Origin of the sequence: Nocardioides sp. CER19 (assembly GCF_029846275.1) — a bacterium.
Classification (GTDB): domain Bacteria; phylum Actinomycetota; class Actinomycetes; order Propionibacteriales; family Nocardioidaceae; genus Nocardioides.
In genome coordinates, this window is record NZ_JARVWS010000004.1 from 1 (window position 1) to 17,839 (window position 17,839).

15 protein-coding genes are annotated in these 17,839 nt (G+C 72.2%); 3 read left to right on the forward strand and 12 right to left on the reverse strand.

From position 1 onward, the window contains the following. Positions 1-265: 265 nt before the first annotated feature. From QDS12_RS19410 to argC, 9 genes are read right to left on the reverse strand one after another with little or no spacing between them, the layout of a single operon-like run. On the reverse strand, positions 266-865 hold the full coding sequence (locus QDS12_RS19410) for a DNA-3-methyladenine glycosylase (protein WP_279882236.1): 600 nt from the start codon (positions 863-865) through the stop codon (positions 266-268). Further along, positions 849-2,315 carry an argininosuccinate lyase gene (argH, locus tag QDS12_RS19415; RefSeq protein WP_279882238.1) on the reverse strand — a complete coding sequence of 489 codons (1,467 nt, stop codon included), beginning with the start codon at positions 2,313-2,315 and terminating at the stop codon, positions 849-851. The genes QDS12_RS19410 and argH overlap by 17 nt, the downstream gene beginning before the upstream one ends. Beyond that, complete coding sequence (gene argG / locus QDS12_RS19420) at positions 2,308-3,747, reverse strand: argininosuccinate synthase (protein ID WP_279882240.1); 1,440 nt, start codon at positions 3,745-3,747, stop codon at positions 2,308-2,310. Before argG ends, argH begins: the two co-directional genes overlap by 8 nt. A gap of 8 nt (positions 3,748-3,755) precedes the next feature. Beyond that, complete coding sequence (locus QDS12_RS19425; protein ID WP_279882242.1) at positions 3,756-4,310, reverse strand: arginine repressor; 555 nt, start codon at positions 4,308-4,310, stop codon at positions 3,756-3,758. Further along, complete coding sequence (argF, locus tag QDS12_RS19430) at positions 4,307-5,242, reverse strand: ornithine carbamoyltransferase (protein ID WP_279882244.1); 936 nt, start codon at positions 5,240-5,242, stop codon at positions 4,307-4,309. Before argF ends, QDS12_RS19425 begins: the two co-directional genes overlap by 4 nt. Further along, a complete protein-coding gene (locus QDS12_RS19435; protein WP_279882246.1) occupies positions 5,239-6,411 on the reverse strand; it encodes an acetylornithine transaminase in 1,173 nt (390 codons plus the stop codon). Before QDS12_RS19435 ends, argF begins: the two co-directional genes overlap by 4 nt. After that, positions 6,408-7,334: an acetylglutamate kinase gene (gene argB / locus QDS12_RS19440; RefSeq protein ID WP_279882248.1), complete on the reverse strand. Its 927-nt coding sequence runs from the start codon at positions 7,332-7,334 to the stop codon at positions 6,408-6,410. The genes QDS12_RS19435 and argB overlap by 4 nt, the downstream gene beginning before the upstream one ends. A gap of 11 nt (positions 7,335-7,345) precedes the next feature. After that, complete coding sequence (argJ, locus tag QDS12_RS19445) at positions 7,346-8,497, reverse strand: bifunctional glutamate N-acetyltransferase/amino-acid acetyltransferase ArgJ (RefSeq protein WP_279882250.1); 1,152 nt, start codon at positions 8,495-8,497, stop codon at positions 7,346-7,348. Continuing rightward, entirely contained in the window at positions 8,494-9,531 is a 1,038-nt protein-coding gene (gene argC, locus QDS12_RS19450; protein WP_279883476.1) for an N-acetyl-gamma-glutamyl-phosphate reductase, read from the reverse strand. Before argC ends, argJ begins: the two co-directional genes overlap by 4 nt. A 119-nt stretch (positions 9,532-9,650) precedes the next feature. Here argC and QDS12_RS19455 point away from each other — a divergent pair, with 119 nt between their 5' ends. Further along, on the forward strand, positions 9,651-10,448 hold the full coding sequence (locus tag QDS12_RS19455; RefSeq protein ID WP_279882252.1) for a maleylpyruvate isomerase family mycothiol-dependent enzyme: 798 nt from the start codon (positions 9,651-9,653) through the stop codon (positions 10,446-10,448). 6 nt (positions 10,449-10,454) lie between these two features. Here QDS12_RS19455 and QDS12_RS19460 read toward each other — a convergent pair whose 3' ends face one another. Beyond that, positions 10,455-12,278: a glycoside hydrolase family 15 protein gene (locus tag QDS12_RS19460; RefSeq protein WP_279882254.1), complete on the reverse strand. Its 1,824-nt coding sequence runs from the start codon at positions 12,276-12,278 to the stop codon at positions 10,455-10,457. 177 nt (positions 12,279-12,455) lie between these two features. Between QDS12_RS19460 and QDS12_RS19465 the strand changes: the two genes are divergently transcribed. Together QDS12_RS19465 and QDS12_RS19470 are read left to right on the forward strand one after the other, a co-directional pair. Next, entirely contained in the window at positions 12,456-13,433 is a 978-nt protein-coding gene (locus QDS12_RS19465) for an ATP-binding cassette domain-containing protein (protein WP_279882256.1), read from the forward strand. Beyond that, positions 13,433-14,269 carry an ABC transporter permease gene (locus QDS12_RS19470; RefSeq protein WP_279882259.1) on the forward strand — a complete coding sequence of 279 codons (837 nt, stop codon included), beginning with the start codon at positions 13,433-13,435 and terminating at the stop codon, positions 14,267-14,269. The genes QDS12_RS19465 and QDS12_RS19470 overlap by 1 nt, the downstream gene beginning before the upstream one ends. Before the next feature lies 1 nt (position 14,270). Here the strand turns inward: QDS12_RS19470 and QDS12_RS19475 are convergent, their stop codons facing one another. Both QDS12_RS19475 and QDS12_RS19480 read right to left on the reverse strand, forming a co-directional pair. Further along, positions 14,271-17,183 (reverse strand): BTAD domain-containing putative transcriptional regulator, encoded by a 2,913-nt coding sequence (locus tag QDS12_RS19475; protein WP_279882261.1) that lies wholly within the window; start codon positions 17,181-17,183, stop codon positions 14,271-14,273. 23 nt (positions 17,184-17,206) lie between these two features. Beyond that, positions 17,207-17,779, reverse strand: a complete 573-nt coding sequence (locus QDS12_RS19480) for a dihydrofolate reductase family protein (RefSeq protein ID WP_279882263.1) — start codon at positions 17,777-17,779, stop codon at positions 17,207-17,209. Positions 17,780-17,839 lie beyond the last annotated feature (60 nt).

Below are 17,839 nucleotides of genomic sequence, written 5' to 3' on the forward strand. Positions count from 1 at the left end.
TGCTCGGCCTGTCGACCTTGCTGCGGGGCAACCTGCAGAAACTTACCCGTTTCGGTCCCCTTCGTCAACTTGGCGCTGACTCGGCTCTCGAACCGGTGTCGGCGCGCACAGCACCTGGGACCTGGTGGCCTCTCGACCGGGGGTTTTGGTGCCGCTCGCGGCGACAGGAAGAACATTACACAGCGGTGTCGGGAGCTTCAAATCGGGGCAGACGACCGGCGAACCGACCACCTGCCGACGCCCAGGATCAGCGGTTCGGCACGCCTCAGGAGCCGGCGCGGCGGCGCTTCTCCAAGGACTGGGCGGGCCGGTAGACCGACACCGTCGGGTCCCCCGTGATCCAGAACCGCCACGGCCGTTCCGGCGCGCCTCGCAGCCCCACCCGGGGTCCGGTCGACACCGTCGTCACCGGGTCGCCCAGCTCCAGGTGGACCGGCCCCGCCGCGAGGTCGGCGCCATTGTGCTCCCCGGTGAGGTGCAGCGCGCGGGTCAGGCGCGCCGGCCCCCGGGCGAGGTCTCGGTCGGACGAGCCGAGACGACGGTGCCGGGCGAGGTCGATCCCGTCGACCACCTCGCCGGCACGCAGCAGGCACCCGGACGGGTCGCCCTCGACGCTGCAGACCACGTTGGCGCAGAAGTGCATGCCGTAGGTGAAGTAGACGTAGAGGTGGCCGGCCGGGCCGAACATGACGGCGTTGCGGTTCGTCCGGCCGCGGTAGGCGTGGGAGCCCGGGTCCGCCGGGCCGGCATACGCCTCGACCTCGGTGATCCGGACAGTGACGCCGGCGTGCGAGAGCAGGCCGCCCAGCACCAGCGGGGCGACCTGCTCGACCGGGCCGGCGAGGGCCTCAGCGAGCCCGTCCACGCCCGTCCTGGTCGTCGCCCAGGGGCGCACGCAGGGGCGCTCGCAGCGACGCCACGCGCTGGCGCAGCTCGGCGAGCTGTTCGGCCACCCGGTCCGGGGCGGTGCCGCCGCGGCCGTTGCGGGACTCGACGGAGCCCTCCGCGGTCAGGACCAGCCGGACCTGCGGCGTGAGGGCAGGCGAGATGGCGGCGAACTCCTCGTTGGTGAGCCCGTCCAGGTCGGTCCCCTTCGCCTCGGCCGCCCGCACGCAGGCGCCGGCGAGCTCGTGGGCGATGCGGAACGGCGTCCCCTCCCGGACCAGCCACTCGGCGATGTCGGTCGCGAGCGAGAAGCCCTGCGGTGCGAGCTCGGCCATCCGGTCCGTCTTGTAGACCAGGGTCGCGACCTGACCGGTGAAGGCGGGCAGGAGCACCTCGAGCGTGTCGACCGAGTCGAACACCGGCTCCTTGTCCTCCTGGAGGTCGCGGTTGTAGGCGAGCGGCAGCGCCTTGAGCGTGGTGAGCAGACCGGTGAGGTTGCCGACCAGGCGCCCGGCCTTGCCCCGGGCGAGCTCGGAGATGTCCGGGTTCTTCTTCTGCGGCATGATCGACGACCCCGTGGACCAGGAGTCGTGGAGCGTCACGAAGTCGAACTCCTTCGTGGCCCACAGGATGATCTCCTCGGCGATCCGCGAGACGTCGACGCCGGCCTGCGCGCAGACGTAGGCGAACTCCGCCACGAAGTCCCGCGACGCGGTGCCGTCGATCGAGTTGGCCGTCGAGCCGGTGAACCCGAGCTCGCTCGCGACCAGCTCGGGGTCCAGACCGAGGCTCTGACCGGCCAGCGCGCCCGAGCCGTACGGCGAGTCCGACTCGACCCGCCGGCGCCAGTCCCCCATCCGCTCGACGTCGCGCAGCAGCGCCCACGCGTGGGCGAGCAGGTGGTGCGACAGCAGCACCGGCTGGGCGTGCTGGAGGTGCGTGCGGCCCGGCATGATCGCGCCGAGGTGGGTCTCCGCCTGCCCGGCCAGCGCCTCGACCAGGTCGAGGAGGAGACTGGCGACGACGCGACCGTGGTCGAGCAGGTAGGACCGGAACAGCGTGGCGATCTGGTCGTTGCGCGACCGTCCGGCGCGCAGCTTGCCGCCGACGTCGGGTCCGACCTCCTCGATCAGGAGGCGCTCCAGCGCGCCGTGGACGTCCTCGTCGGATGCCGCCGGCCGCAGCCTCCCCGTCGTGAACCGCTCGGCGAGGACGTCGAGGCCGCGGTGCAGCTCGAGCTCCTCGTCGGCGGTGAGCAGCCCCGCGGCACCCAGCGCCTTGGCGTGGGCGTGCGACCCGGCGATGTCGTAGAGGGCCAGCCGCCAGTCGAAGTGGGTCGAGCGGGACAGCGCCTCGAGCTCGGGCGAGGGGCCGCCCGAGAAGCGGCCGCCCCAGAGCTTGCCCTCGTTGGTCCCCTGCAGCTCAGTCAACGCCGGACTCCAGCGCCGCCTCGTCGACGGCCTCGTCGAGCGCCTCCGCCTCGGCGACGGCCTCGGGGTTGTCCGAGATCTGGTCGAACCCGCCGGCCGGCAGCTCGCCGAAGAGGGTGCCGTGCTCGACGAGCACGTTGCCCTGGTCGAGCGGCTGGGCGGCGTACTGCTCGAGCTTGGCCCGGCTGTCGGCGATGTCGAGGTTGCGCATCGTCAGCTGGCCGATCCGGTCGGTCGGGCCGAACGCGGCGTTCTCGACACGCTCCATCGACAGCTTCTCGGGGTGGTAGGAGAACGCCGGACCCTCGGTGGCGAGGATCGTGTAGTCGTCGCCGCGGCGCAGGCGGAGGGTCACGGTCCCGGTCACGAGCGACGCGATCCAGCGCTGGATCGACTCACGCAGCATCAGCGACTGCGGGTCCAGCCAGCGGCCCTCGTAGAGCAGCCGGCCGAGCTTGCGGCCCTCGGTGTAGTAGTTCGCGAGGGTGTCCTCGTTGTGGATCGCGTTGAGCAGCCGCTCGTAGGCGATGAACAGCAGCGCCATGCCGGGCGCCTCGTAGATGCCGCGCGACTTGGCCTCGATGATCCGGTTCTCGATCTGGTCGGACATCCCGAGCCCGTGGCGACCGCCGACCGCGTTGGCCTCCAGCACCAGGGCGACCGGGTCGTCGAAGCGGCGTCCGTCGATCGCGACCGGGCGGCCCGCCTCGAACGTGATCGTCACGTCCTCGACGTCGATGGTGACGCTCGGGTCCCAGAACTTCACGCCCATGATCGGCTCGACGGTCTCGAGCGAGACGTCGAGGTGCTCCAGCGTCTTGGCCTCGTGGGTCGCACCCCAGATGTTGGCGTCGGTCGAGTACGCCTTCTCCTGGCTGTCGCGGTAGGGCAGGCCGTGCTCGGTGAGCCACTGCGACATCTCGGCGCGTCCGCCCAGCTCGGAGACGAAGTCGGCGTCGAGCCACGGCTTGTAGATGCGCAGCTCGGGGTTGGCCATCAGGCCGTAGCGGTAGAACCGCTCGATGTCGTTGCCCTTGTAGGTCGAGCCGTCGCCCCAGATGTTGACGTCGTCGGACTGCATCGCGCGGACCAGCATGGTGCCGGTCACCGCACGGCCGAGGGGCGTGGTGTTGAAGTAGACCTTGGCACCCGACCGGATGTGGAAGGCGCCGCAAGCCAGCGCGGCCAGGCCCTCCTCGACCAGCTGGGGCTTGATGTCGATCGCGCGGGCGATCTCGGCACCGTACTGGCGGGCACGCCCGGGGACCCCGGAGATGTCGGGCTCGTCGTACTGCCCGATGTCGGCGGTGTAGGTGCACGGCACAGCGCCCTTGTCGCGCATCCATGCCACGGCCACCGAGGTGTCCAGTCCGCCGGAGAACGCGATACCGACGCGCTCGCCCTGCGGCAGGGAGGTCAGGACCTTGCTCACTTGTTTGCTCAACTCTCCTGTACGTCGGGGTGGGACTGATCGTCGTGGTTGGGCTGCTGGTCGGCCAGCCCGAGGAAGCGCTGGGCCAGGTCGTCGCCGCCCTGCGGGTCGCGACCGATGACGAGCACGGTGTCGTCGCCCGCGATCGTGCCCAGGATCTCGGGGAAGTCGGCCTTGTCGAAGGCGGACGCGAGGAACTGCGCGGCGCCCGGCGGGGTGCGCAGGACCACGAGGTTGGCACTGGCCTCGGCGGTGACCAGCAGCTCGGCGCAGAGCCGGGCCAGCCGGTGGCTCGCCGCGGCCGACTCCCCCGGCGCCTGCGGCCGGCGGTCGCCGCCCTCGGCGGGGACCGCGTAGACGAGCGCGCCGCCCGCGGCGCGCACCTTGATCGCGTCGAGCTCGACCAGGTCGCGCGACAGCGTCGCCTGGGTGACCTGGACGCCGCGGTCCGCGAGCAGGTCGGCCAGCTCGCCCTGGGACCTGATCTCGTGGCCGGCGACGAGCTCGACGATGAGCCGGTGCCGAGCGTTCTTGGTCGACGGTCGCAGCGCGGACTCGGTCATGAGAGACCGCTCTCCGCGGCCAGGAACGCGAGGATCGCCTTCTGCGCGTGCCGGCGGTTCTCGGCCTCGTCCCACACGACGCTGCGCGGACCGTCGATGACCGACGCGGCGATCTCCTTGCCCCGGTAGGCGGGCAGGCAGTGCATGACGATCGCGTCGGGCTTGGCGTGCGCGAGCAGCTCCTCGGTGAGCGCATAGGGCGAGAACACGGCCAGGCGTGCCTGTGCCTCGTCCTCCCGGCCCATCGAGACCCAGGTGTCGGTGACGACGACATCCGCGTCCGTCACCGCTTCGGCCGCGTCCGTGACCCAGCTGGCCGAGCCGCCGGTGCCGGCGCCGATCTCGTTGGCCCGGTCGAACATCGACGCCTCGGGCGCGTAGCCCTTCGGCGCGCCGATGACGACGTGGACGCCCGCCAGCGCGCCGGCCAGCAGCCACGAGTTGCCCATGTTGCACGCGCCGTCGCCGACGAACGCCACCCGCAGCCCGGCGAGCGTGCCCTTGTGCTCACGGACGGTGAGGAGGTCGGCGAGCAGCTGGCACGGGTGGAAGTCGTCGGTGAGCGCGTTGACGACCGGCACGCCGGCGTAGGACGCCATCTCCTCGAGCCGGTCCTGGGCGTAGGTGCGCCACACGATGATGCTCGCCTGCCGCCCGAGGACACGCGCGACGTCGGCGACCGACTCGCGCCGGCCGATCCCGGCCAGCCCGCCGTCGACGAGCATCGCGTGGCCGCCCAGCTCGGCGATCCCGGCGGCGAAGGACGTCTGCGTGCGCAGCGTCGGCTTGTCGTAGATCGTGGCGACCGTGCGCGGACCGGCGAGCGGCTTCGGGCCGTAGGGGTCGGCCTTGAGCGTGGCGGCGAGGTCGAGGACCCGCGCCAGCTCCTCCGGGCTCAGGTCGTCGTCGCGCAGGAAGCTGCGGGCCGTCATGACCAGGCCTCGTCGAGGATCCGCGGCCAGGCCGCGAGGAAGGCTTCGGCGTCGTCAGCGGTGAGCACCAGCGGCGGGGCCAGCCGGACCCGGCCGGTGGTCGCGTTGTTGACGATGAAGCCCGCCTTCAACGCGGCTGCGGCGACCTCGGCCGCCTTCTGCTCGGTCAGCACGATCCCGACGAACAGCCCCTCGCCGGCGACCTCGGCCACCCGGGGGTCGGCGGCGAGGCCGTCGCGGAGCTTGTGCCCGAGCACCGTGACGTGCTCGAGCAGGCCGTCCTCCTCGATGGTCCGGATCACCGCCAGAGCGGCGGCGCAGGCGACCGGGTTGCCCCCGAACGTGGTGCCGTGGTTGCCCGGCTCGAACAGCGACGCCGCCCGGCCCAGGCCGAGGCATGCACCGATCGGGAAGCCGCCGCCCAGGCCCTTGGCGAGGGTCACGATGTCGGGGGTGACGCCCTCGGCCTGCGAGGCGAGCCACCGGCCCGTCCGGCCCATGCCCGACTGGATCTCGTCGAACCAGAGCAGGGCACCGTGCTCGTCGGCGATCCGCCGCGCGGCGGTCAGGAAGCCCTCGGGCGGGACGACCACGCCGGCCTCGCCCTGGATCGGCTCGATCACGATCGCCGCCGTCTCGTCGGTGACGGCCGCGGCGAGCGCATCGGCGTCGCCGTAGGGCACGAAGGTGACGTCGCCCGGCAGGGGCTCGAAGGGTGTGCGGTAGGCCTCCTTCGAGGTGAGCGCGAGCGAGCCCATCGTGCGGCCGTGGAACGAGCCGGTCATCGCCACCAGGTGCGTGCGGCCGGTACGCCGGGTCAGCTTGAACGCGGCCTCGTTGGCCTCGGTGCCGGAGTTGGCGAAGAAGACCTTCCCGTCGGCGCCGGCGATCGACAGCAGCTTCTCCGCGAGCTCGATCTGCGGCTCGGAGGCGAAGAAGTTGGAGATGTGCCCGAGGGTCTGCAGCTGCGTGGTCACCGCCTCGACCACCGCCGGGTGGCCGTGGCCGAGCGCGTTGACGGCGATCCCGCCGAGCAGGTCGACGTACTCGCTGCCGTCCTCGTCCCACACGTGGGCGCCGTGGCCGCGCGTCAGGACGCTCTTCGGCGTGCCGAAGGTGTTCATCAGCGCGCCCTGGTAGCGCCGCGTGTAGTCGTCGGTCGAGCTCATCGGTGAGCAGCCTTCCTGATCTTGGTCTCGACTCCCGGGAGCACCTGGGTGCCGATGCCCTCCTCGGTGAAGATCTCGAGCAGCACGGCGTGCGGCTCGCGTCCGTCGACCACGGTCGCACGGGGTACGCCGTGGGTGACGGCCTGGAGGCAGGCGCTCATCTTGGGCACCATGCCGCTCGCCAGGGTCGGCATCAGCTCGGCGAGCGCCTCCGGGCCGATCTCGCCGATGACGTCGTCGCTGCTCGGCCAGTCGCGGTAGAGCCCCTCGACGTCGGTGAGCACCAGCAGCTTGGCGGCGCCGAGCGCGACCGCGAGGGCCGAGGCAGCGGTGTCCGCGTTGACGTTGTGGACCTGGCCGTCGGCGTCGGGGGCGACGCTCGAGATCACCGGGATGCGGCCGGCCTCGATGAGGTCGAGGACCGCGTCGGGCCTGACCTCGGACACCTCGCCGACCAGGCCCAGGTCGACCTCCTCGCCGTCGACGACGGTGTTGGCCGGGATGGCGGTGAAGAGCCCCGCGTCCTCGCCGGACAGGCCGACCGCGAGCGGGCCGTGCTGGTTGAGCAGGCCGACCAGCTCGCGCTGCACCTTGCCCACCAGGACCATGCGGACGACGTCCATCGCCTCGGGCGTCGTCACCCGCAACCCGCCCCGGAACTCGGACTCGATCCCGAGCCGGTCGAGCATGCGGGAGATCTGCGGCCCGCCGCCGTGGACCACGACCGGCTTGAAGCCGGCCAGCCGGAGGAACGCGATGTCCTCCGCGAAGGCCACCTTCAGCGCCTCGTCGGTCATCGCGTTGCCGCCGTACTTGATGACGATGATCTTGCCGTTGTACTTCTTCAGCCAGGGCAGCGCCGCGGCCAAGGTCGCGGCCTTGGCACGCGAGACCGCAGGGTCGTCGACGAGCTTGGTGGGCATGACGGTCTCGTTCATGAGCTGTAGGCGCTGTTCTCGTGCACGTAGGCGTGGGTGAGGTCGTTGGTCCACACGGTGGCCGCGGCCTCCCCCACCTTCAGGTCGATGGTGACGGTGACGTCGCGCTCCTCGAGGCTGATCGCCGCGGGGTCCTCGGCCGGGGCCGAGTTGCGGCACACCCAGACGCCGTTGAGCGCGACGTCGAGGTCGGCCGGGTCGAACGCCGCCTGCGTCGTGCCGACGCTGGCGAGGATGCGGCCCCAGTTGGGGTCCTTGCCGAAGATCGCTGCCTTGAAGAGGTTGCTCCGGGCGACCGAGCGGGACACCTCGACGGCCTCGTCCTCGGAGGCCGCGTTGACCGTGGTGATCGCGATCGAGTGGTCGGCGCCCTCGGCGTCCGCGAGCAGCTGCAGGGCGAGGTCCGTGCAGGCGTCGGCGAGCCGCGCGGTGAACTCCTCGAGCGACGGAGCGACGCCGCTGGCCCCGCTGGCGAGCAGGCTGACGGTGTCGTTGGTCGACATGCAGCCGTCCGAGTCGAGCCGGTCGAAGCTGATCCGCGTCGCGGCGCGCAGCGCCTTGTCGAGGTCGGCCGCGGGTACGACGGCATCGGTCGTGAGGACCACCAGCATCGTGGCCAGGGCCGGCGCGAGCATGCCCGCGCCCTTCGCCATGCCACCGATCGACCAGCCGTCACCCTCGACGACGACCTGCTTGGCGACCGTGTCGGTGGTCATGATCGCGTGGGCGGCGTCGATGCCGCCGTCGGCCGCGAGACCAGCGGCTGCGGCGTCCACGCCGGCCAGGAGGGCGTCGCGGTCGTTGAGGAGGCCGATGAGACCGGTGGAGCAGACGATGACGTCGCCGGCACCGATGCCGAGGTGCTCGGCCACCCGCTCTGCGGTGAGGTGGGTGTTCTGGAAGCCGGCGTGGCCGGTGTAGCAGTTGGCGCCGCCCGAGTTGAGGACCACCGCCTTGACGACGCCGTCCTGGGCGACCTGCCGGCTCCACAGCACCGGGTTGGCCTGGCAGCGGTTGGCGGTGAACACGTTGGCCGCGTCGAACCGGGGACCGGTGTTGACCACGAGCGCGACGTCCTTGCCGCCGGACGTCTTGAGGCCGGCGGCCACCCCGGCCGCCGTGAACCCCTGGGGGTGGGTGACGCTCATGGAGCGAGTCCGATCGTGCTCAGGCCGGCGGCCTCGTCGAGGCCGAGGGCGAGGTTCATGCACTGGACGGCTGCGCCGGCCGTGCCCTTGGTCAGGTTGTCGACGGCACCGACGGCGACGAGCCGCCCCGCCGTCTCGTCCACCGTGACCTGCAGGTGGACGGCGTTGGAGCCCGTCACCGACTTGGTCTGGGGCCACTGTCCCTCGGGCAGCAGGTGGACGAACTGCTCGTCCGCGTAGGCCTTCTCGTAGACGGCGCGGACCTCGTCGGGAGTCACGCCCGGGCGGAGCCGCGCGCTGCAGGTCGCGAGGATGCCGCGCGGCATCGGCACGAGCAGCGGGGTGAAGCTCACGGTCACGGTGCCGTCGGCCAGAGCGGAGAGGTTCTGGGTGATCTCCGGCGTGTGCCGGTGCACTCCGCCGACGGCGTAGGCGCTGACGTTGCCGGCGGTCTCGCTGCCGAGCAGGTGCGACTTGGCGGCCTTGCCGGCGCCACTGGTGCCGCTGGCCGCGACGACCACGACGTCGTTCTCGACGATCCCGGCGGCGACCGCGGGGGCGAGGGCGAGGGACGACACGGTCGGGTAGCACCCGGGCACGGCGATCTTCGTCGCGCCGGCGAGCCTCTCCCGGTTGCCCGGCAGCTCGGGCAGCCCGTAGGGCCAGGTGCCGGCGTGGCCGCCGTTGTCCGTGCCGTAGAACCGCTCCCACTCCCCCGCGTCGGCCAGCCGGAAGTCGGCGCCGCAGTCGATGACGACGGTGCCCTCCGGCAGTGCTGACGCGATCGCGCCCGACTGGCCGTGCGGCAGCGCGAGGAACACGACGTCGTGGCCGCTCAGCGTCTCGACGGTGGTCTCCCCGAGCACCCGCTCGGCGAGCGGCAGGAGGTGCGGCTGCAGCGTCCCGAGCGTCTGGCCGGCGTTGGACCCGCCGGTCAGCGCGCCGATCTCGACCTCGGGGTGGCCCAGCAGGAGACGCAGCAGCTCACCACCGGCGTACCCGCTGGCTCCGGCGACGGCGACGCGCTTCACGATGTCTTCTCCTTCGACATATGCATGACTATACATGGTGATGCATGTGAATGTGCCATCGTCTCGAGACCGCGCCCAAAGGGATCGCGCGGCGTCGGCGCCGGGCGCTAGCGTCCTCCAGCGTGACCCGACTTCCCTTCGACGTCTACCTCGACCATATCGACCGCGAGTCGCGACGCTTCCGCGATGTGCTGGCCGGCTGCGACCCCGAGGCGCGCGTCCCGTCCTGCCCCGACTGGAGCGCCGCCGACCTCCTCTGGCACCTCACCGAGGTCCAGACGTTCTGGGAGCGCGTCGTGCGCGAGCGACCGGCCGGACCGGACGACGACTGGCAGGAGCCGTCGCGGCCGGGCACGTACGCCGAGCTGCTCGCCGCGTTCGACGACCGCCACGGCGCCTTCGTGGCGGCCCTCCAGGCCGCCGACCCCGCCGAGGCCGCGTGGACCTGGTCGACCGAGCAGACCGTCGGGTTCACGTTCCGGCGACAGGCCCAGGAGTCGCTCATCCACCGGCTCGACGCCGAGCTCACCGCCGGCTCGGTCACCGGGCTCGACCCGGTGCTCGCCGCCGACGGCGTCGACGAGGCGCTCGACATCATGTTCGGCGGCACGCCGGCCTGGGGCCGCTTCGACCCGCTCCCCCACCACGTCCGCGTCGACCTCACCGACACCGACACCCAGGTCTGGGTGCAGCTCGGCACCTTCAGCGGGACCTCGCCCGACGGGACCGACTACGCGGAGGAGCCGGACATCTCCGTCGTGCCGGATCCCGGCGACGACCCGGACGCGGTGGTCGAGGGTCTGGCCGCCGATGTCGACGCCTGGCTGTGGCGGCGCGGCGACGACGCCGGCATCCACGTCGCCGGGGACCGCGGGATCTACGACCGGTTCCGCGCCTGCGTCAACCAGCCGATCACCTGAGCGCGCTCAGCCCCCGTGCAGCCGCTGGTGCGCGCGGCTGGACGACGTCCGGGTCGAGGCACCGCCCAGCATCCGCGCGGAGTTGACCAGTCCCACGTGGCTGAACGACTGCGGGACGTTGCCGAGCTGGCGGCGGGCGACGGGGTCGTACTCCTCGCTCAGCAGGCCGACGTCGTTGCGGAGGTCGAGGAGACGCTCGAAGAGGTGCTCGGCCTCCGCCGTCCGACCGATCCCGGCCAGGGCGTCGACCAGCCAGAAGCTGCAGGCGAGGAAGGCGCCCTCGCTCCCGGGAAGGCCGTCCGTGCCGCCGTCGGCCTCGGGGTCGTAGCGGCGTAGCAGCCCCTCGTGGCACAGCTCGCGCTGGACGGCGTCGACGGTGCCCCGCACGCGGTCGTCGTCCCAGGGCAGGAACCCGACCCGCGGGAGGAGCAGGAGCGCGGCGTCGAGGCCGGAGGAGCCGTAGAACTGGGTGAACGTGCCGCGGTCGGTGTCGAAGCCGTGCTCGCAGACCTCGGCGTGGATCCGGTCGCGCAGCTCGCGCCAGCGGTCGACGGGCCCGTCCAGCCCGTGGTCCTCGACCGAGTGGACGGCCCGGTCGACGCCGGCCCACGCGAGCACCTTGGAGTGGACGAAGTGCCGGCGCGGGCCGCGCACCTCCCACAGCCCGTTGTCCGGCTCGTCCCAATGGCCCTCCAGCCAGTCCAGCAGCGCCAGCTGCAGGTCCCAGGCCGTCTCCTCGGCGTCCGCCCCGCTCTCCCGGGCCAGGTGCAGACCGTCGAGCACCTCCCCCCAGACGTCGAGCTGGAACTGCCCGGCGGCGGCGTTGCCCTCGCGGACCGGCCGTGAGCCGGCGTACCCGGAGAGCCAGTCGAGCTCGAGCTCGGGCATGCGCCGACGACCGTCGACGCTGTACATGATCTGCAGCTTCGCGGGGTCGCCCGCCACCGCGCGGACCAGCCACTCGCGCCACGCCTTCGCCTCGGCCACGTAGCCGGTGCCGAGCAGCGCCTGGAGCGTGAAGGTCGCGTCCCGCAGCCAGCAGTAGCGGTAGTCCCAGTTGCGTACGCCGCCGAGCTCCTCGGGCAGGGAGGTGGTCGCGGCCGCGACCATGCCGCCGGTGGGCGCATAGGTGAGCGCCTTCAACGTGAGGAGAGAACGGCGCACCTCCTGCTGCCAACGCCCTTCGTAGCGACAGCGGGCGATCCAGTCTGCCCAGAAGGTCTGCGTCTCACGCAGTGCGCGGTGCGCCTTCGTCGCCTCCGTCTCCCGGCTGTGGGCGGGTCGGTGCGTCAGCACGAACGCGACCTCCTCGCCCTCGCCGACCGTGAAGTCGGCGGTGATGACGCTCTCGTCCACGTCGACCGGTACGTCGCTGTTCAGCCACAGGGCGTCGGGCCCGGCGACCGCCCGCACGTCGCGCCCCCGGCCGACGACCCAGGGCACGACGCTGCCGTAGTCGAACCGCGGCACCAGCTCGCTGCGCATCGCGACGCGCCCACGCACACCGCGCACGATGCGGACCAGGTCGGCGGTGTCGCCGCGCGGCGGCATCAGCTCGAGCACGTCGACCGCGCCATCCGGGCCGTCCCAGTGGTTCCGGAGGACGAGCGAGTCGTCGACGTACTCCCGGTGGGAGACGCTGCCGCCCGTGACCGGGGCCAGCGTCCAGTGGCCCGCGCTCTCCTCGCCGAGGAGGGCCGCGAAGCAGGCCGACGACTCGAACCTCGGGAGGCACAGCCAGTCGATGCTGCCCGTCCTCGAGACGAGCGCGGCGGTGTGGAGGTCGCCGAGGAGGGCGTAGTCCTCGATCCGGGCGTGGTCCCTGATCACCGGTCACCCACGTTCTCGGCCGGCCGGCCGGTCAGTCCCTTCATACCTCGCCGGTGGCCGCCGAGCGCGAGACCTATGCCCTGGCGCATCGGTTCGTCACGCCTGGCCGGAGGTGCGGTGAAACCGCTGAAGGCGCCGTGAAGGCGGACTGAAACCGGCATCCCCGACAGTGGTGCCATGAACGTTTCCACGACACTCGCGGTCAGCGCCGAGGGCCTCGTCAAGAGGTTCGGCGACTTCAGCGCCGTCGACGGGATCGACCTGGAAGTGCGCCGCGGTGAGGTCTTCGGCGTGCTCGGGCCGAACGGAGCCGGCAAGACCACCACGCTCTCCATGCTCGCCACCCTGCTGCCGATCGACGGCGGCAGGGCCAGCATCTTCGGGGTCGACGTCGCGTCCTCCCCGCACCAGATCCGTCAGCTCGTCGGCGTCACCGGGCAGTACGCCTCGGTCGACGAGAACCTGACGGCCACCGAGAACCTCTACCTCTTCGGCCGGCTCCTCGGCCTGCCGAAGGCCCGGGCGAGGGCCACGGCGGACGACCTGCTCGGGCGGTTCGGCCTCGAGGAGGCCGCCACCCGGCAGATCAAGAACTTCTCGGGCGGCATGCGTCGCCGGCTCGACCTCGCGGCCTCGCTCATCGCGCAGCCCCCGCTCATCTTCCTCGACGAGCCGACCACGGGCCTGGACCCGCGCACCCGCGGCCAGATGTGGGACACGATCCGGGAGCTCGTCGCGAACGGGTCCACGATCCTGCTGACGACGCAGTACCTCGACGAGGCCGACCAGCTCGCCGACCGGATCGCCGTCATCGACCGCGGCCGGAAGGTCGCCGAGGGCACACCCGAGCAGCTCAAGAGCAGCGTCGGCGACTCGACGCTCCACGTGCGGATGACCGACCGGGAGCAGACGTCCCTCGCAGCGGCGGTCGTCGAGCGGGTCGTCGGCGAGGCGCCCGTCCTGACGCCGGAGGCCGGGGGCCTCAACATCGCTCTCCCCGACGCCGACCGGGCGGCCGACGTCCTCATCGCGCTGCGGCAGGCGTCGGTCTCCATCGCCACCGCCACCGTCCGGCAACCCACGCTCGACGAGGTCTTCCTGGCCCTGACCGGCCACCACAGCGACACCGACCACCAGGACGAGGAGGTGGCCTGATGACCACCCAGACGCTTCTCCCCGAGGCCCGCTCGGCCGTCGTCGTCGAGGAGCGGCCGCTGAGCCCGCGGCCGAGCCTGCGGGACACCGTCACGCAGACCTTCGCGATGGCCTGGCGCGCGATGAAGAAGATGCGCCGCAACCCGGAGCAGTTCTTCGACGTGACGCTCCAGCCGATCCTGTTCACCGCGATGTTCGCCTACGTCTTCGGCGGCGCGGTCTCCGGGTCCGTGAGCGACTACCTGCCGCTGATGATCCCCGGCATCCTCGCCCAGACCGCCCTGACCGCCTGCATGGCGACCGGGACGCAGATGCGCGAGGACATGGACAAGGGCGTCTTCGACCGGTTCAAGGCGATGCCGATCGCCCGGATCGCCCCGCTGGCCGGGCCGATGATGGCCGACCTGCTGCGCTACGGCATCGCCGCGACCATCACCATCGCGGTCGGTCTCGTCATGGGCTACCGACCCGACGGCGGTGTCGTCGGCGTGATCGCCGGCTGGCTGCTCACGATCGTCGCCGGCTGGTCGCTGGCGTGGATCTTCGCGTGGCTCGGGACCGTGGCACGCTCGGCGCAGGCCGTGCAGGGCATCGGCATGATGATCATGTTCCCGCTCACCTTCCTCTCCAACGCCTACGTGCCGGCCGGCACGATGCCCGACTGGCTGCAGACCTTCGTGAAGATCAATCCGGTCTCGCACGTGGTCACCGCGGTGCGGGACCTGATGAACGGCAACGGGCTCACCGCCCAGGTCGGCTGGGCGCTGGTCGCCTGCGCGATCGTCGTCGCGATCTTCGCGCCGCTCGCGGTCCGCAGCTACAGCCGCAAGATGTGACCTAGACGGTCATCACGAGCTCACGAGCCTCGTCGCGCACCTCGGGTGCGGGGCGGGGCTCGTGGGCCTTCTCCCCCAGCAGCTCCTCGGCCCAGTCGAGGTCGAGGCTGGGCAGCATCCGGTTGAAGGAGAAGGTCGTCGCGTAGCCGAGCAGGCGGCGCGCCTTCTCACGCGAGCCCCCGGTGGTCAGCTCCCACACGCCGAGGGCGAACAGTCCGCAGCCCACGACCGGGTAGTCGAGGAAGTCGTCGGCGTCGCCGAGCAGCACCACCAGCTTGTCCCGCAGCTCGTCCCGCTCCGCGCGTACGTCGGCCACCCGGCCGGCCCGGCAGTGGGCGGCGATGCAGGCCGACTCGGGGAAGATCACCCAGGGCGCGAAGTCGACCGGCACGTCGACGCCGGGCACCCCACGGTTCCGCAGCGAGGCGACCGCGTCGCGGTAGGCGGCCAGCCCCTCGTCGGTGTCACCCCGGGACAGCAGCAGCTCGGCGTGCCCGGCCAGCCGGCTGACCGCACCGCCGAAGATCGACTGGCTCGACTCGTCGGCGGCGACCGCGTCGAGGATCCGCTCCGCCTCGTCGAGCTCGCCCAGCCGGATCGCGGCCAGCGCGAGCATCGACTGCGTCTGCGCCATGTCGTCCCACGCGCCGATCTCGGTGAGGAGCGGCAGCGCCGCCGCGGCGTACTCCCGGGCCTCGGTGGTGTCCCCGGCCTGGAGCGCGAGGCTCGCCAGCTGCGCGGTGAGCAGGGCCGACGTCCACGGGCCGTCCTCGGCGTCGTCGAGCGCGAGCGCCCGCCGGGCCAGCGAGCGGGCACCCGGGAGGTCGCCGTTGTTCTCCAGCGCGCCGGTCGCCCACATCAGCGCGACGCGGGCGACGAGCGGATCCTCGTCGTCGGTCAGCCGCAGCAGCTCGTCCGTCTGCGCGCCCTCCGCGCCGGCCAGCGCCAGCACGACCCGCACGTTGGCCCGCGTCCGCGGATCGGTGGTTCCCGGCCCCAGTGACCGCAGCCGGGCGAGGATGTCGTCGGCGCCCTCCCGCGAGAAGATCATCCGGTTGGTGATGATGAACGTGAACACCGCCCGGAAACCGTCCTCGAGCCCCGGGACGACCGGTGCGGGCACGACCACGTCCTCGACCTGGGTGGCGAGGTTGATGACCTTGAAGTGGCTGCCCTCGACCGTCCAGTAGCCGGCCAGCGCACTGAACAGGCGCACGACCGTCGGCACGTCCTCGTCGGCCAGCGCCGCCCGGAGGACCTCGAGGAGGTTGCCCTCCTCGGCGCGCAGCTCGGCCATGGTCGCGACCTGGTCGGGGCTGAACAGTCGCGGCGCGGCGCCGTCGGCGAGCGCGAGCGCCCAGTCGCGGACCCGCCGGGCGGAGTCGATGTCGTCGCCGGCGTCGACGAGCTGCATCCGCCCGAACTCGCGGACCGTCTCGAGCAGCCGGAAGCGGATCCGCTCGCCCTCCTGCACGGTCACCAGCGACTGGTCGGCGAGAGCGGTGACCAGGTCGAGCGCGTCGGGGCCGACGACCGCGGCCGCTCCGTCGAGGGAGAACCCGTCACGGAAGATGCTGAGGCGCCGGAGCGCGACCCGCTGCTCCTCGGTCAGCAGGTTCCACGACCAGTCGATGACGGCCAGCAGGGTCTGGTGGCGCTCGGGCGCGTCACGGCTGCCGCCCCGTAGGAGGGAGAACCGGTTGTCGAGGCGCCGCTCGATCTCCGCCACGCTCATGACGCGGATCTTGGCGGCGGCGAGCTCCACGGCGAGCGGGAGGCCGTCGAGCCGGCCGACGAGGCTGCGAACGGCCGCCGGGTCGAGGTGGACACCGGGCCGGGCGGCGGTGGCCCGCTCGACGAACAGGTCGACGCCGTCGTCGATCGAGAGTTCCGGCAGCAGGTAGATCCGCTCCGCCGCCAGGCCGAGCGGCGCGCGTGACGTGGTCAGCACCGTGAGAGCCGGCGTACGGGCGATGAGCGCCGAGACGAGGTCGGCGACGGCCTCGACGACGTGCTCGCAGTTGTCGAGGATGAGGAGCGACGGCGCGGTCCCGACCGCATCCACGATCCGGCCGACGACGTCCTCGCGCCGCGGCCGGGCGCGGGTGACGGCGCTCTCCCTCACGCCGAGCACGTCGGCGACCTCGAGACCGACCCCGTCGGCCGACGTGACGCCGGCCAGCTCGACGAAGTGGACGACCGGCTGCTCGGCCTGGCGGCCGACCACGTGGGCCAGCCGGGTCTTGCCCAGGCCGCCGGCGCCGACGATCGAGACGACCCGCGCGGTGCGGACCATCGCCGTGACCGCCGCGATGTCGGACTCGCGGCCGATCAGGGCGTCGGCGTCGAACCGCAGGCCCGAGCGTACCGGTCGGTCACGGGCCAGCAGCTCGCTGTGGAGGGCCTGCAGCGTCGGGCTCGGGTCGACACCCAGCCGGTCGGCGAGCGCCTCCCGGTAGGCCTCGAAGCGGTCCAGGGCGGCCGGGACGCCGTGGACGTCGGCGATCGCCCGCAGGAGGGCGGCCGTGACCTCGTCGTCGGACTCGGTCTGCTCCTGGGCCCGCTCCAGCAGCGGGAGCGCCTCGACGTAGCGCCCCTCGGCCGCCAGGCGCAGCCCCTCGGGCCGCAGCGCCCACGCGTCCACCTCGGCCGGGGCGAGCGCGAGACGATAGCCGTACGCCGTCCGCTCGATCACCTCCGTGGCCGTGGCCGACCGCGCACGGGACACGACGACCTGCAGCGCCTTGGTCGGGTTCGACGGCGCGTCGTCGACCCAGACCTCGTCGGCGAGCGCGTGCTCGCCGAGGCCGCGGGGGCCGGCCTCGACCAGAGCACGCAGGAGCGCGTGCGTCCGCTCCCCGGGGACCGCCCTGCCGTCCCAGGAGACCTCGTCGAGCACACGCAGCCGCAGCACGCTGCGATCATGCCAGGGAACGGTCAGCGGACGACGTCCAGGACCTGCTTCTGGATGCCGTTCTCGTAGACCTGGTGCTCGACGAGCTTCAGCCGCTGCGCGGCGATGTCGGCGTCGCTGAACAGCGGCTTCCCCGCGCCGAGCAGCACCGGGAAGACCAGCAGGTGGTAGCGGTCGATCAGGCCGGCCTCCTGCAGCGCCCGGTCGAGGGACGCACTGCCGTGGACGAGGACGGGGTCGCCGTCCGTCTCCTTGAGCTTCGCCACGTCCTCGAGGGAGCGCAGGATCGTCGTCTCGCCCCAGTCGTCGACGAGGTCGTCGTCGGTGAGCGTGGTGGAGACGACGTACTTGGGCAGGGTCTTGTAGCGGGCGAACTCCTCCATGCCCGGCCACACCGGGGCGAAGAGCTCATAGCTCCTGCGCCCGAGGAGCAGGGCCCCCGCCTCCTCCTGCTCGCGCCCCTTGAGCTCGTAGGCGTCGAGCAGGAAGTCGACCGTCTTGTAGGTCCACTGGGTGTCGTGCAGGCCCGGGTCGCCGGCCGTGGGATCGAGCTTTCCGTCGAGCGAGACGAACGCGGTCGAGATCAAGGTGCGCATGGTGTTCTCCTTCGAGGGTGGTGACGCTTCCGACACCGCCACGAACGGCCGCAGCCGAAT